The sequence below is a fragment of the Methanobrevibacter sp. genome, from assembly GCF_045539575.1.
Taxonomy (GTDB): Archaea; Methanobacteriota; Methanobacteria; order Methanobacteriales; family Methanobacteriaceae; genus Methanocatella.
In genome coordinates, this window is record NZ_JAZQFM010000006.1 from 21,169 (window position 1) to 34,646 (window position 13,478).

Annotated in this window: 11 protein-coding genes and 1 pseudogene; all 12 read left to right on the top strand. The window is 35.0% G+C overall.

Going from position 1 to position 13,478, the window contains the following annotated elements; translation table 11 throughout:
• The first annotated feature begins 1 nt into the window (after window position 1).
• Window positions 2-1,009 (top strand): dTDP-glucose 4,6-dehydratase, encoded by a 1,008-nt coding sequence (rfbB, locus tag ACKI30_RS00645; protein WP_407409012.1) that lies wholly within the window; start codon window positions 2-4, stop codon window positions 1,007-1,009.
• Between the two features lie 247 nt (window positions 1,010-1,256).
• Window positions 1,257-1,523, top strand: coding sequence for a hypothetical protein (locus ACKI30_RS00650; protein ID WP_407409014.1), 267 nt, complete (start codon window positions 1,257-1,259; stop codon window positions 1,521-1,523).
• Window positions 1,524-1,805 carry a hypothetical protein gene (locus tag ACKI30_RS00655; RefSeq protein ID WP_407409015.1) on the top strand — a complete coding sequence of 94 codons (282 nt, stop codon included), beginning with the start codon at window positions 1,524-1,526 and terminating at the stop codon, window positions 1,803-1,805.
• Window positions 1,806-1,834: 29 nt separating this feature from the next.
• Window positions 1,835-2,935: a CDP-glycerol glycerophosphotransferase family protein gene (locus ACKI30_RS00660; RefSeq protein ID WP_407409017.1), complete on the top strand. Its 1,101-nt coding sequence runs from the start codon at window positions 1,835-1,837 to the stop codon at window positions 2,933-2,935.
• Window positions 2,928-3,890: a glycosyltransferase family 2 protein gene (locus ACKI30_RS00665; RefSeq protein ID WP_407409019.1), complete on the top strand. Its 963-nt coding sequence runs from the start codon at window positions 2,928-2,930 to the stop codon at window positions 3,888-3,890. Before ACKI30_RS00660 ends, ACKI30_RS00665 begins: the two co-directional genes overlap by 8 nt.
• Window position 3,891: 1 nt before the next feature.
• Window positions 3,892-4,851, top strand: a complete 960-nt coding sequence (locus tag ACKI30_RS00670; RefSeq protein WP_407409021.1) for a glycosyltransferase family 2 protein — start codon at window positions 3,892-3,894, stop codon at window positions 4,849-4,851.
• 12 nt (window positions 4,852-4,863) lie between these two features.
• Window positions 4,864-5,715 carry a glycosyltransferase family 2 protein gene (locus ACKI30_RS00675; RefSeq protein WP_407409023.1) on the top strand — a complete coding sequence of 284 codons (852 nt, stop codon included), beginning with the start codon at window positions 4,864-4,866 and terminating at the stop codon, window positions 5,713-5,715.
• A 57-nt stretch (window positions 5,716-5,772) separates the two neighbouring features.
• Complete coding sequence (locus tag ACKI30_RS00680; protein WP_407409025.1) at window positions 5,773-7,176, top strand: undecaprenyl-phosphate glucose phosphotransferase; 1,404 nt, start codon at window positions 5,773-5,775, stop codon at window positions 7,174-7,176.
• A gap of 143 nt (window positions 7,177-7,319) precedes the next feature.
• Entirely contained in the window at window positions 7,320-9,965 is a 2,646-nt protein-coding gene (locus ACKI30_RS00685) for an OB-fold nucleic acid binding domain-containing protein (RefSeq protein ID WP_407409027.1), read from the top strand.
• 26 nt (window positions 9,966-9,991) lie between these two features.
• Window positions 9,992-10,927, top strand: a complete 936-nt coding sequence (radA, locus tag ACKI30_RS00690) for a DNA repair and recombination protein RadA (protein ID WP_292738638.1) — start codon at window positions 9,992-9,994, stop codon at window positions 10,925-10,927.
• A 72-nt stretch (window positions 10,928-10,999) separates the two neighbouring features.
• Window positions 11,000-11,905, top strand: coding sequence for an AEC family transporter (locus tag ACKI30_RS00695; protein ID WP_407409029.1), 906 nt, complete (start codon window positions 11,000-11,002; stop codon window positions 11,903-11,905).
• Between the two features lie 302 nt (window positions 11,906-12,207).
• Window positions 12,208-13,478, top strand: a pseudogene (locus ACKI30_RS00700) (4Fe-4S binding protein); the annotation flags it as partial.

Consider the following 13,478-nt stretch of genomic DNA (forward strand, 5'->3'; position numbering starts at 1 on the left):
AATGACTAAAATACTTGTTACCGGAGGAGCAGGATTTATTGGAAGCAATTTTGTTAGATACATGGTTAACAAATACTCCGAATATGAAATAATTAACCTTGATGCACTGACATACTGCGGAAACCTGGAAAACTTAAAGGACATAGAAGACAAAGACAATTACTCATTTGTAAAGGGAGATATCAGGGACAAATCTGTTGTTGATGATTTGGTCAGGCAATGCGATTATGTGATTAACTTTGCCGCTGAAAGCCATGTTGACAGAAGCATAGAAGATCCTGAAATCTTTATCAAGTCAAATGTTCTTGGCACACAAACCCTATTGAATGCCGCCAAGGAATTTGGAGTTGAAAAATACATTCAGATATCCACAGATGAGGTTTATGGAACTTTGGGAAAAACAGGATACTTTACTGAAACCACTCCTCTACAACCTAACAGTCCATATTCAGCTTCAAAGGCAGGCGGGGACTTGATTACAAGAGCATATGGTGAAACTTTTGACTTGCCGATAAATATTACTCGCTGTTCAAACAACTACGGACCTTATCAGTTTCCGGAAAAATTGATCCCGCTGATGATTTCCAATGCGCTTGAGGATAAGAAATTGCCAATCTATGGTGACGGTAAAAACATCCGTGACTGGCTGCATGTCCATGACCATTGCGTAGCTATTGACCTGGTAATGCATGAGGGCAGTCTTGGAGAGGTCTACAATATCGGTGGAAACAACGAAAAAGAGAATATTTACATTGTAAAACTTATTTTACAAGAATTGGGCAAGGATGAGTCCTTGATTGAATTTGTCACCGATAGGTTAGGTCATGACAGACGTTATGCCATTGATTCAACTAAGATTCAAAACGATTTGGGTTGGAAACCGTCATATACATTTGAAACAGGTATAACAGAAACAATCCAATGGTATTTGGATAATCAGGACTGGACTGAGCAGGTTAAAAGTGGAGATTATCAGAAATATTACCAAAAAATGTATGGCAATAGATAATTTTTACACTTGAAACATATCTCTTTTCTATTATTTTATTTTCAATTTTTTATTTTTTTACATTCATTTGTTTAATATTTTTTATTTATTTTGTCTTATTTTGTAGATTTTTTTAAAAAAATTATTCTCATATTTTCAAGACATTTAAGATAGTTTTATATATTAATTATTCGTTAATATTCATTATCGTATATTTATTATTTTTCGGAAAACTCTCTTCCGGATTATTAGGGGAAATGGTGATTTTATGTTGGAACAATATTTACCTTTTGTAGGATTAATTATATTTGGTAATATTGAAAATTTGGTGTTATCTTCTCAAGGGGTCGTCGCTGGAGTTAATCCGGTCAAATTAGGTATTGCAAGTATCATTTGTGTATCCATGTGGCTGATAATTGGAACATTTGGAACTCAACTTCTTTTTGATTATGTAAGCTTTATTGAGTTTATAGGCGGATTAGCAATATTCATTTTAGGTTTGCAAGCGATGATTCAGTCTGCAAGGGGGGAGTAGATGAGTTCTGAATTAAAAAATTTTTCAGCTTTATTAATTTTTGGAAACATCGAAAACCTGATTTTGGCGGCTCAGGGTGTTGCGGCAGCTGTAAACCCTCTAATTTTGGCTTGTTTGAGTCTAACTGCTGTAGTATTCTGGATTTTAATTGGAACATTCGGAACAAGACTGGCTATGAAGTATGCAAGATACATTAACTTCATTGGTGGTCTGGCAATATTCATTTTAGGTATTCAGGCTATGGCCCAGGCATTTCCGGGCATGATGGCATTTTTCCATTAAATTAATCTTTTTTATTTAATTTGATTTTTATGAAGTATCTCAAGCATAAATTATATGGGAGGATATTTAATCTGTTTAAAGTCTTTCCAATTAATAAAAATAAAATAACATTCATTGTTGATTCAGGAGAATCCTTTAAAGGTAATCTGGATTATATTAAAAAGGAATTTGAAAAAAGAGGTACTTTTGAATTTAACTTTTTTTATAAGGATAAGCTTTCCATAGGGGCCTTTAAAGACTTGGCCACTTCCAAATACATATTTTTGAATGACAATTTTTTTCCGATTGCATTCATGAATTTTAAAGATGAAAGTGTTGTTACTCAATTATGGCATGCTCCTGGAGCTTTCAAAAAGTTCGGGGGATCCGTTTCAAGTGAAGATGACAGGCAGATGCTTTTGAAAATTTCAAAAAATACTGATTATTTAATAACATCTTCAAAAAATATTGAAGGCTTTTACAGTGAAGCTTTTCAGATATCTAAGGATAAAATCAAGCCGCTGGGTCTTCCGAGAGCTGATTACTATTTTGAAAATCACAACATCAGCGATTTGAAAGAGGAGTTCTGCAAAAGATATGGTGTCGGCCCTGATAAAAAAATCATTCTTTATGCTCCGACATTTAGGGATGAGGAAAAATACAACAATGTTTTTAACTATCTGGATTTGAATGAGTTTAACGAGTCCTTAGGTGATGAATATGTACTTGCCTTAAGGCTGCATCCTAAAATTAAGGATTTTTACAGCGGAGACATTTCCTCAAAGGGTAAATACATTGACTGCAGCGGTTATGCATCAGAGCAGGAATTATTGCTTATAAGCGATATTTTAATCACAGATTATTCCTCAATAATGATTGAATTTGCGATGCTGAATAAGCCAATCGTATTTTTCACTTATGATTTTGACAGTTATCTAAATGAGGAGAGAGGATTTTATTTCGATTTTAAAAATACTGTTCCAGGACCGATCGTATATGATTCAAGCCAGCTGATTGAGGTAATTGAAAATAAAGATTTCGAAGAGAGGAAATTATCTGAATTTGTAATGACACAATTTGATGAGATTAACGGCGAAGCATCCAAGAGGGTTGTCGATTTTCTTTTAAATGAAGGGGATAAAAATGGATAATATTAAAGTGAGTGTTATTATTCCTGTTTATAATTGTGCTAGATATATAGGTGCAACTCTCAAATCAGTAATTAATCAGGATTTTAATCAGGGCTATGAAATAATAGTCATCGATGACGGCTCAACAGACGATAGTTTAAATGTCATCAATTCCACATTAAAGGACTGTGGAGTCCCATATAAGGTAATTCATCAGGAAAATGGGGGAGTCAGCGTTGCAAGGAATCGTGGAATAGATGTATCTTCAGGAGAATACCTGGTTTTTGTAGACGGCGATGACATAGTTTTGAAAAATCACCTCTCAGAATTATATAATGATGATTATGACTTCAGCCTGATACAGTTCGCAAAAAAGGATGACAACTCCATAGTTAATCCAAACCATTTTGATTTTGATTCCATATCAACCGAGGATTTCATAAAAAAGGAACTCAGAATGGAGATCTTATTCAATTTTTTCCAGCTGATGTATAATGCTGATATTATTAAAGACAATAACATCTACTTTTCCCCCGGTGTTGTCTATGGGGAGGACATAGAATTTGCCTTAAAGGCATTAATTCACGGCAACAGAATTCACATCAGTAATAAAATTACATATTACTATATTCAGCGTTCTGATTCTGCCATAAGGACATCAGAATTCAGGCGATTTAATGTTGTTGAAATTTTTGAAGGTTTGGCAAGCTTTTATAGGATGAACGGCAGAAATGATCTGGCCAATCTGATTATATATTCCAGAATTCCAAAGGCTATATTTGGAAACATGAATTATTTCTTTTACAGCTGCTACGGTTTTGATGAAGTTTATTATGTAATGAAGAAAAAGGATTTATTGTCCAAACTGTCAAGATATAGGGGAGACTTTAAATTCAAGTTGAAAATAAAGCTGTTCTTGTTAAACCCAAGATTATATTATAAGTTATGGTTTAAATTTAAAAATTCGATTGATTAGTATGAAGGTTTCAGTAGTAACACCAAATTATAACGGAGAGAAGTTCCTAAAGACATTTTTCGATTCACTCAACGAAGACAGTGAATATATTGGAGAGGTAATCATAGTTGATAACGGGTCTGAGGACAAAAGCAAAGACTACATTAACACTAACACATTCAACTTCCCAGTGGTGCTGATTGAAAATTCCGAGAATTTAGGTTTTTCACCGGCGGTCAATCAGGGAATTAGAAAAGCAAAATACGACTACATTTTCTCTTTAAACAATGATACCGAGCTTAAAAAAGGTTCAATTAAGCACATGGTAGACCTTATTTCATCAAGTGAGGATATTTTTTCCGTCCAGGCAAAGATGCTTCAGTATAACAACAAGGAACTGATCGATGATGTCGGAGATGAGTACAACTTGCTTGCATGGACTAAAAAGACAGGTGAAAATCACAATACCAATGAATATGTCGATGTTGTGGAGATTTTTTCAAGCTGTGCGGGAGCGGCAATGTATAAAAAACCCTTATTAGAAGAGCTTGGAATGTTTGACGATAACTTCTTTGCATATATGGAGGACGTGGATCTTGCAATAAGGTCCAAAATCAATGGATACCGCAATCTGTTATGTCCTCAGGCGGTAGTCTATCATATCGGAAGCGCAACCAGCGGCAGCAGATACAACGAGTTCAAGGTTAAATTGGCGGCTAGAAATAACGTATGGGTTGTCTATAAGAACATTCCGATTCCATTAAAGATAATCAATTTCATATTTCTGTTTTTAGGATTTTTCATAAAATATCTGTTCTTTGTAAGGAAAGGCTTTGGAGATATTTATTTCGCCGGAATAAAAGAGGGCTTGTCCACACGAAACAAAATTTCCAAGACAAAATTCAAATCAAAAAATACAATAAATTATTTAAAAATTGAATATAGATTAATTATTAACACTATTAAATTTTTAAAAAGATAGAAGTTGAGTTTTATGAATCTTTCCATTGTAATTGTAAATTATCAAACTTTTGAAATGACAAAAAATACAATCAATTCAGTTTTGGAGCATTCCTATCCATTTTCATATGAAATAGTTGTGGTTGACAATGCCTCCAGTGACGATAGTTTATCCAGATTGCAGGAACACTTTAAGGATAAAGTGAAATTCATAGCCTCAAGCGAAAACAACGGTTTTGCAGCCGGAAACAACCAGGCCTTAAGGCAAGTCAGAAGCGATTACGTGCTGCTTTTGAACTCAGATACAATTGTATGGGAAAACACCCTTGAAAATATTTATGATTACATGGAAAGCCATGATGATGTCGGCGCATGCGGATGCCGTGTCAGACTGGAGGACGGTCAGCTGGACAAGGCGTGCAAAAGAAGTTTTCCCAACGTCAAAAACTCATTTTTCAGACTGTTCCACATTCCAACAAACAGCAAGGACGATAACTATAATCTGACAGACCTTCCAGACGACGGAATATATGAGATTGACTGCCTTACAGGCGCATTCATGTTCATGAGAAAATCCGCACTGGATGAAGTGGGATTGCTTGATGAAACATTTTTCATGTATGGCGAGGACATTGACCTGTGTTACAGAATAAAGCAGGGCGGATGGAAGATTGTATACTACGGCGAATCTTCAATTACACATCTTAAGGGTGCCAGCAGCAAAAAACAGAAAAATAAGTTGATATATGAGTTTTATCGTGCAATGTACATATATTATAAAAAACACCATGCAAAAGAATCCTTCTTTTTGACAAATATTGTTGTCTATGTAGGCATCGCTGTTTTATGTATTTTAAAATTATTTTTGAATTTGTTCAAAAAATAATAGTTATATAATATATTAATCTAATATAACATTGAAACTAGTTTTCTGGTAATTACTATGATAAAGGAAAATCAGCGATTATTGAATATAATTTTAGTATTGGTTGACGTTTTAGTCGTTGTAACATCACTTGCATGTTCATTCTGGCTAAGGTTTCATACCACACTATTCGGTCCGATAGGAGGCCATTTAAGTTTACAAAGCTATTTGCTTTTCCTAGTATTTGCTGTAATTCCTACTTATTTGATACTTTATTTTGCTTTTGGATTGTATAAGCCTCGCAGAACCTATAAAAATATTTTTTCAGAGGCAACTCAAATCATAAAAGTGAATATTGTAGCGTTCCTGGTTTTAGTGTCAATTCTGTTCATTATCAATCAGCCAAACTTTTCAAGAATCATGCTTTTCCTTTTGGCTCTTATCAGCACATTCTTTGGTATAATTGAAAGGTTTGTAGTCAGAAGCTTTTTAAAGAGAATCAGAATCAATAATAGAAATCTGAAGCATATTCTAATTGTTGGAGATAATGAGTTGGCCTATTCTTTCGCTGAAAAAATCCAAAACAATCCTTACCTGGGATTTTCCGTTAACGGATTTTTAGGCAGATCAGAGCATATAGGAATGAAAATATCCGGAAGTGAAGTCATAGGATCATTTAAGGATTTGGATGATGTCCTGGATAAAAATAATTTTGACAGGGTTGTTTTAGCTATTCCTTTAAAGTATTATTATAAAATCAATGAGCTTGTGGAAAGCTGCGAGCGTGTCGGAATCAAGGCGGAAATCATTCCCGATTATATCAGATATTTCCCTGCACAGCCGTCTGTTGACATGATTGAAGATATTCCTATCATCAACATCCGTTACGTTCCTTTGGATGATGAGTTCAATAAGTTTTTGAAATACTCTTCTGACTATGTTATTTCCATAATTGCAATAATTATAACCTCACCAATCATGATTCTTACTGCAATTGCAATTAAGCTAACATCAAGAGGTCCAATAATATTTAAGCAGGAGAGAATTGGTCACAACGGAAAGCCATTCATGATGTATAAATTCAGAAGTATGAGGGTTCAGGACCCAAGCGAAGAAAAATCAGAGTGGACAACCAAGGATGACCCTCGTAAAACACTTGTCGGAAACTTTATCAGAAGAACTAGTATTGATGAATTGCCTCAATTTTTCAATGTTTTAAAAGGAGATATGAGCGTTGTCGGTCCAAGGCCAGAAAGGCCATATTTTGTAGAGCAATTTAAAAAGGATGTTCCAAAATATATGGTTAAACACCAGGTAAGGCCTGGAATTACTGGTTGGGCTCAAATTCATGGGTGTCGTGGAGATACCTCAATTAAAAAACGTATTGAATATGATATTGAATACGTAGAAAACTGGCACATGGGTTTGGACTTGGCTATAATGATTAAAACAGCTTTAAAGAAAAATCCTAATGCATATTGATTGTTTTGCACAGTTTCATAAGTGTGCAGTTAAGTGAAATATATATTAAATTTTCAATATAATACTCATCAACTGCTCTCTCTAATACTTTATATACATTCTAATTATAAAATAATAATTAACTTTTCTATGAGGGGTTTGGTATGCAAGAAGAAATTTTACAATTATATGAAAAAATCAAAGATCAACTTTCCGAAGAAGAGTTCGAAGCCGAAATCGAAAAATTACGTGAAAGCTACGGTGATGTAGAATTTATGAACGATGTAGACTTAGCACGCATGATTTTAAAAAATTATGGTGTTGTGGATACAGGTGTAGCTTTGAGTGATGATGAAACTTTGGACGATTCTCAGGGAATTGACAAATATGAAGAAGTTCCTCAAGAAACTGGTTTTACAATGACAGAAGAACTTCAAGAAAGATATGACAAAGTTAAAGATAAAATTAGTGAAGAAGAATTCTTCAGCCGTATGGAAGAATTCAAAAAACAAAATGAACATGCTTCATTTATGGGGGATGTAACATTTGCAGACATGGTCGTTGGTCAATTTGTAACCGAAGAGCCTGAAGTAGTTTCCGAAAAACCGGAATATGCCGATAAAATGATTCAAGATTTAGAAAACGGCAGTAAAAATGCCAGTGTCACTGGTAGGGTAATTTCCATTTCAAATAAACGATCATTTAAAACACGTAAAGGTAAAGAAGGTGAAGTCTGTAATGTTGAACTTAAAGACAACACCGGAACCATGAGATGTGTTTTCTGGACTGCAAACATGCCTCTTTTAAATAAATTCAATGAAGGGGACATAATCCAAATCAAAAATGTAGACATAAAAGAGGGTTATTCCGGACTTGAAGCTAATTTATTACAAAGGTCATCCATTGCTCATGTTGATGACGATCCTGCAAAATATCCTGCTTATGAACAGACTATTACTGCAATTGCAGATATCGAACCTGAAACCAAGGTAAATATCATCGCAAGAATTTTAAGAATTCCAACAATCAGAAGTTATGAGAAAAACGGAAAACAGGGTAAAGTCGCATCACTGGAATTACAGGATGCCACAGGTAAAATCACTTACACCCTTTGGAATAAAAATGTAGAGTTAATAGAAGATTTGAAATTGGAAGACGGCGACACTGTTAAGATTCTTGCAGCACAGGCTCGTGAAAGAATTAACAGGGACGGCGATTCTGAAATCTCCTTAACCCATTGGGATGGAAGAATCATTAAGGGCGACTTCGATGTTCCTGAAATAGAGCAAGAATTCATGCAAATCGGTGATCTGTCAGAACAGAAAGATGTTTCCATTAAAGGTGTTGTAGTCAGACTCCAGGATATCAGAACTTTCCTAAGGAAAAAGGACAATACCGAAGGAAGATTAAGAAACTTTGATGTCGGAGACAATACAGGTTCTATTAGAGTCACTGTTTGGGGTGATGACACCGCGCTACCACTCAATAAAGGTGATATAGTTAAAATTATTGGCGGTGATGTTCGTTTTGATGATTACACAGAAAGCGGATATTCCATGAATACCAATTTCAATACTCAAATCACAATCAATCCTGAAAATTTAACAATGGAAGAGTTAGATGAATTTGAAGCTATCCGTGAACAGTTAAGGCCGGTTCCTATTGGAAGCATTGCTGAAATCGATGACGAAGGAAAACAAATTGATATAATCGGTAGGGTTCTTTCAGTCAATGACGTTAATGAATTCCAACGTGACGACGGAACTGTGGGCATTGTTCGCTCTGTAATGTTTGCAGATGAATCAGGTAAAGTTCAATTATCATTCTGGAATGAAAAAGCTAGAGAGGAATATGTCGTTGGAGATGCATACCAAATTGAAAACGCAAGAACTAGACTTGGAATGATGAGTGTTGACTTAAACATTGGAAGCGGTTCCAGAGTTATTAAATTAACCGAAGAGCAAGCATCTGCAATGTTCATACCTGAATTGTCAACTCTTGAAAAGACCATTTACAACCCTAAAAAGATTGAAGATCTTGATGAAGATGAAGAAGACACAATTATCATCGGTAGAATAATTGAAATCAATGAAGTTCGTGACTTTGACAGGGATACCGGAGACACAGGTCATGTAAGAAATATTGAAATAGCTGATGATACCGGTACAATTAGAGTTGCCTTATGGGATAATGACGCACTTCAAGAAAGAGAAGTCGGAGATGGAATCAAGCTACAAAATCCTCGTTTAGCACTGAACATGGACAATCGTTTGGAAGCAAATGTGTCCAGAGCAACCACAATTCTTGAACCTAGTGAAAGTGAAATGGAAAAATTACCTTCACTCGATGATTTAATGGCTGAAATTTACACTCCTAAATCCATTGAATCTTTATATGAAGACGATACTAATGTCTGTGTCACAGGAACTATTAAAGAGGTTAGCGCTGACAGGGTATTGCTTAAAAGATGTCCAAACTGTAACAGTAATGTGGAAGAGGGCATGGACGAGTATATCTGTGACAATTGCGGATACACTTTCGATGAACCTAAGTATCTTTTAATGGTTCCAACCAGAATTGAAGACGATACTGGAGATATTCAAGTTACATTCTTTGACAATTTAGCTGAAGAGCTTATTGGAATGAAAAAAGAAGAAATTATTAGTCTTATTGAAGACGGTTATGGTATTCAAGACAAACTCGAAGATCTTAATGGTTTAACTGTTGAAATTATAGCTAATGTTAGTTTTGATGAATTTAATGAAGAAAATAGGTTAAGTCCTAAAAAAATCTTAAACAAATATTTTTAAATTAAAAAAATAAAGGAATGATTATTATGGTAGAATTAGCAGATTTACCAGGCGTAGGAGAAAAAACAGCAGAAAAATTAAGAGATGCAGGTTTTGCTGACATGATGAGATTAGCAACTGCTACTCCAAAAGAATTATCTGTTAAAGCAGAAATTGGTGAAGGTGTCGCTGAAAAAGTTATTGAAGCAGCACGTAGAGCAGAAAATATCGACTTCGAAACTGCTTTAGAAGTTGACGAAAGAAGAAAAGATGTAGGTCACATTACTGTAGGTAGCCAAGAATTCAATGATTTAATTGGTGGAGGTATTGAAACCCAATCAATTACTGAAGTATTCGGTGAATTCGGGTCTGGTAAAAGTCAAATTTCCCATGAATTAGCTGTAACCGTTCAATTACCTGAAGAACTCGGTGGTCTTGATGGTGAATGTGTATTTGTAGATACAGAAAACACTTTCCGTCCTGAAAGGGTAAGACAAATCGCTGAAGGTTTTGATTTAGATGTTGAACAAGTTTTAAGCAGAATCCATGTAGCTCGTGCATTTAACTCCGCTCACCAAATTTTAATGGTTGATAAAATTAATGAACTTATTCAAAGTGGAGCTAACATCAAATTAGTTATTGTTGATTCATTAATGGCTCACTTCAGGGCAGAATATGTCGGAAGGGAATCATTAGCTGTAAGACAACAAAAATTAAATCAACACTTACACTCCCTTCAACAAATTGCAAACACTTACAATGTTGCAGTATTCTTAACCAACCAGGTTCAAGCTAAACCGGACTCATTCTTTGGAAGTCCAACAAAAGCAATTGGTGGTCACGTTTTAGGTCACGCATCCACTTACAGAATCTGGCTCAAAAAAGGTTTAGCAGGTAAAAGGATTGCACGTTTAGTGGACTCCCCTCATTTGCCTGAAGGCGAATGCGTATTTAAAATTACTAGCGAAGGTATCGTTAGTTAATTTTACTTTTTCTTTTTTTTCTATTTTTCATTCAATAATTATTAAATATTACAACATTCATAAAGTAGTGTTATGAATGCAATTGAGACTACTATTTTATCTGTTATTATAATGATTGGTTTGGGGTATTTCCTTAAACGAATTGATTTTTTATCTGAAAAGGATATAGATCCATTTAATAAAATAGTAATGTATATTTTAATGCCGTGCATGATATTTCATGCAATATACAATGCGGATTTATCTTTGATTCCAAAATTGGGCATTTTACCATTTATCATATTGGCATCGTCTTTTGCAACAGGTATTGTATCATATTTCATCTTAAAGCAATTCAAGTTAGATGATATAAAATTATGGTCAGTTCTTGTCACAGTCATGATTGCAAACACTGCATTTATGGGTTATCCTGTTACTTTGGGTATTTACGGTCAGGCAGGTTTTTTAAGGGCGATATTTTGTGACATGGCAACACTGTGTATATTTTTAATTTTATCATTCGTTTTAATCCTGAAGTTCGGAGGTACAGTTAAGACTGCGGTTAAAAAAATTGCATTTTTCCCGCCTTTATGGGCAGTTGTTTTAGGGTTATGTTTCAACTGGCTCAACATTCCTATAGGATCTGTTTTGGATTATACTGTTAATTATCTAGGCCAAGGTGCAATTCCTTTAATCATGGTCACTTTAGGTCTATCCATTGATTTTTCAGCGTTGTCCAGAAGCAAATCCATGATTGTGTTTACATCCATCATGAAACTGGCATTTTTCCCGATGGTTGCCTTTTTGATTGTGAATTATCTGGGATTGGTTGATTTGGAGTACAATGTGGCAATTGTCGAGGCTGCGATGCCTTCTGGAATGATGTCACTGCTGCTTGCTATTACCTATAAACTTGATTATGAACTGACTTCAGATTGCATATTAATCAACACTGTAATCTCTTTGATTACACTGCCTGTAATTATCATGTTAATCTAGCTAAAAATTCATAAATTTATCCCAACCTAAATTAATTATTTTTAATAAATCTAACAAATAAGCTTGTTTTTACTTAAATAGGTTTATTTATTATTTTTTTAATTATTAAAGCTGTTTTAAAGAGTATTTTATTTCATCATATATATACTTTACTCCAAGATGTCACTAGAAAGCTTTAAATATGTGGACTAACTACATATGTATATCTAATACTATGTAAAAATTCTATAGACTTTTTTTAAAAAATTGCAATTTTTATTATATATTAGATATTTTTCACGACTTGTACAAGGTGAATTAATATGGCAGAAGATATAAATAACAACGAAGAATTAAGGATCGGTGTTTACGTTTGACACTGTGGTGTAAACGTTGGTGGAGTCGTAGACTGTCCTAGTGTAGCTGAATATGCTAAGACCTTACCAAATGTAGTTCACGCAACTGACTACAAATACATGTGTTCAGACCCAGGTCAAGCAATGATTCAAGAAGACATTAAAGAGAAAAACTTAAACAGGATTGTTGTAGCAGCTTGTTCCCCTCGTCTTCACGAACCTACTTTCCGTAGATGTGTAGAAGAAGCAGGATTAAACAAATTCTTGTTTGAATTTGCTAACTTAAGAGAACAAGACTCATGGGTACACATGAACCAACCTGAAGAAGCTACCGAAAAAGCTAAAGACTTAACCCGTATGGCTGTTGCTAAAGCAAGATTACTCGAACCTTTAGAAGCAACCAAAGTACCTGTAGATAACAAAGCATTAGTTATCGGTGGTGGAGTAGCTGGTATTCAAACCGCATTAGACTTAGGTGACATGGGATTCAAAACCTACATGGTAGAAAGAAACCCAACCATTGGTGGACGTATGGGACAATTAGATAAAACCTTCCCAACTCTCGACTGTTCAATGTGTATTTTAGCACCTAAGATGGTAGACTGTAACAAACACGAAAACATCGAATTAATTTCTTACGCAGAAGTTAAAGAAGTAGACGGATACATCGGAAACTTCAAAGTAACTGTAGAGAAAAAACCTAGATACGTAGATGAAGATTTATGTACTGGATGTGGAGCATGTCAAGAAGCTTGTCCTATCGAAATACCTAACTACTACGACGAAGGTGTAGGTATGGTAAAAGCTGCATACATCCCATTCCCTCAAGCTGTACCATTATGTGCTACTATCGATAAAGACTACTGTATCGAATGTAACTTATGTGTACAAGCATGTGGACCAGACGCAATCGACCACAACCAACAACCTACCGAAATCGAATTAGAAGTTGGTACTATTGTTGCTGCAATCGGTTACGACCCATTCGATCCTTCCGGAATTTACCAATACGGATACGGACGTTTCTCAAACGTTATTACCGCTATGGAAATTGAAAGGATGATTAACGCATCAGGTCCTACTGGTGGACACGTAATCAAACCTTCCGACGGTATCGAACCTAAACGTGTAGCATTCATCCACTGTGTCGGTTCCAGAGATGAACAAATCGGTAAACCATACTGTTCCAGAGTATGTTGTATGTACTCCATGAAAAACGCTCAATTATGTATTGACCA

What these genes read in the sequence shown, in the direction of transcription:
- ACKI30_RS00665 (WP_407409019.1), top strand. Translation starts at nt 2,928, where the DNA reads ATGGATAATATTAAAGTGAGTGTTATTATTCCTGTTTATAATTGTGCT.
- ACKI30_RS00650 (WP_407409014.1), top strand. Translation starts at nt 1,257, where the DNA reads ATGTTGGAACAATATTTACCTTTTGTAGGATTAATTATATTTGGTAAT.
- ACKI30_RS00675 (WP_407409023.1), top strand. Translation starts at nt 4,864, where the DNA reads ATGAATCTTTCCATTGTAATTGTAAATTATCAAACTTTTGAAATGACA.
- ACKI30_RS00680 (WP_407409025.1), top strand. Translation starts at nt 5,773, where the DNA reads ATGATAAAGGAAAATCAGCGATTATTGAATATAATTTTAGTATTGGTT.
- ACKI30_RS00660 (WP_407409017.1), top strand. Translation starts at nt 1,835, where the DNA reads ATGAAGTATCTCAAGCATAAATTATATGGGAGGATATTTAATCTGTTT.
- rfbB (WP_407409012.1), top strand. Translation starts at nt 2, where the DNA reads ATGACTAAAATACTTGTTACCGGAGGAGCAGGATTTATTGGAAGCAAT.
- ACKI30_RS00695 (WP_407409029.1), top strand. Translation starts at nt 11,000, where the DNA reads ATGAATGCAATTGAGACTACTATTTTATCTGTTATTATAATGATTGGT.
- ACKI30_RS00685 (WP_407409027.1), top strand. Translation starts at nt 7,320, where the DNA reads ATGCAAGAAGAAATTTTACAATTATATGAAAAAATCAAAGATCAACTT.
- ACKI30_RS00670 (WP_407409021.1), top strand. Translation starts at nt 3,892, where the DNA reads ATGAAGGTTTCAGTAGTAACACCAAATTATAACGGAGAGAAGTTCCTA.
- radA (WP_292738638.1), top strand. Translation starts at nt 9,992, where the DNA reads ATGGTAGAATTAGCAGATTTACCAGGCGTAGGAGAAAAAACAGCAGAA.
- ACKI30_RS00655 (WP_407409015.1), top strand. Translation starts at nt 1,524, where the DNA reads ATGAGTTCTGAATTAAAAAATTTTTCAGCTTTATTAATTTTTGGAAAC.